1 protein-coding gene is annotated in these 1,517 nt (G+C 69.1%); it reads right to left on the bottom strand.

The genetic code is table 11. The features are described 5' to 3' along the window. Positions 1-72: 72 nt before the first annotated feature. Positions 73-1,164 carry a vWA domain-containing protein gene (locus J0670_RS37840; protein WP_207817301.1) on the bottom strand — a complete coding sequence of 364 codons (1,092 nt, stop codon included), beginning with the start codon at positions 1,162-1,164 and terminating at the stop codon, positions 73-75. Between the last annotated feature and the right edge of the window lie 353 nt (positions 1,165-1,517).

Here is a 1,517-nt window from a genome sequence, read left to right as displayed (position 1 = left end):
GCGGGCCGGGGCCGGTCACGAAGCGTGTCGGCGGCGGCCGGAAGGGGCGTCCGCGGCCGGTCGCGGTGCTGGCTACCGGAGGACGAGCAGCTTGGTGCCCGGCACCAGCTTGCGGTTGACGGAGGTCGATTGGACGAACACGGTGTAGGAGGGGTTGTCGCCCGGCTTCACGGTGGCCTCCGCCTGCGGCAGGCCGAGGAGCCGGCGGGCGGCCGGGCCGGAGAACACCCTGCCGGTCATCCGGCCGGTGGCCGGGTCCTTCTCCGCCACGGCGAGCTGCTTGCCGGCCTGGATCTTCTCGCGCTTGGACAGCTCGTAGAAGGCGCAGCCGCTCTTGTACGGGTGCCCGGCGCTGGTGACGAAGTCGCGGATCTGCGTGGGCTGGTCGACCGGGATGAGGATGTACTTGCCGGTGTCCAGGGCGTCGAGGTTGGCCTTGACCTCGGCGGTGCTGAGGTCCTGGCCCATGGCGAACAGGTTCCTGGTGCCGCGTACGCCCTGTTCGCGGCCGCGCAGGAAGCTCGTGGCGGCCGTCTTGACGGTGCCGATGGCCTCTTCGACGCCCTTGCTGGAGTCGGCGTCCCAGATCGCGATGTTGCCCGCGGGGAAGCCGTACTCCTGGGCGGTGCGCTTGGCCAGGGAGTTGGGGACGAGGATCGCCGAGGTCCAGTGGTCGGGGAGGTCGTCCATGGCGTTCTGGATGCGGTCCATCCAGCTGCGCAGGACGGCGGTGCCCCGGCCGGCGTTCATGCGGGTGTGCATCTGGCCGCTCTCCGAGCAGCCGGAGGCGTTCTCCTCGCCGTCGGTGACGACGACCTGGAGGAAGGAGTGCTCGCCGTACCCCTCCCAGATGTTCTTCAGGTCGTCGACGGACTTCACGGCCGCCTCGATCAGCGCCGTCGCGCCGTTGTCGACCTTGTAGAGGCCCCGCAGGGACGGCAGGTGCTTGACGTCCATGTCCCAGACCAGGTTCTGCACCTGGTGGTCGAAGGCGTAGAGGCTGATGCGGGTCTCGTGGCCGAGCCGGTCGGACTCCTCCTGGAGGCCCTTCACGAATTCGTCCACCACGCGGATGAGTTGTGCCTCGTGCTGGCGCATCGAGCCGGATTTGTCGACCACGAGCGAGACGTGGTTGACCTTGTGCTTGATCCTGTTCGCGGACATGGTTCCACCCCTTTTCTCCAACGCCTTTTCGGCGCCTTTTCGGCGTTTCCTCCGGCGTTGTCTCCACACTAGGGCGGGGCACTGACAGGGCGTTCGGCCCGAGCCGCGGCGGCCCACTGCTCTCCACACGTCGCGGCCGGCCCAGGAGCCTGCCGCCTCCGGAAGTACCACCGCAGATTCGCCCGCGCCTGGCTCAGACCGATGATGGCGTCGGGATCGAATGGCCCACGGACACCTGCGTCGCGTCCCCTGCGGGCGTGCCGTCGGCGATGAGGAAGGTCTGGCGCTCGTTGGCGCTGTTGCCGCCGTGGCCGCCGGCGTCGGTGTGGCCGTGGTCGGTGGTGACGACGATC

Origin of the sequence: Streptomyces sp. FH025 (assembly GCF_017427025.1) — a bacterium.
Taxonomy (GTDB): domain Bacteria; phylum Actinomycetota; class Actinomycetes; order Streptomycetales; family Streptomycetaceae; genus Kitasatospora.
The sequence above is the reverse complement of the archived record's forward strand: the minus strand, read 5'-3'. Positions and strand labels throughout refer to the sequence as shown.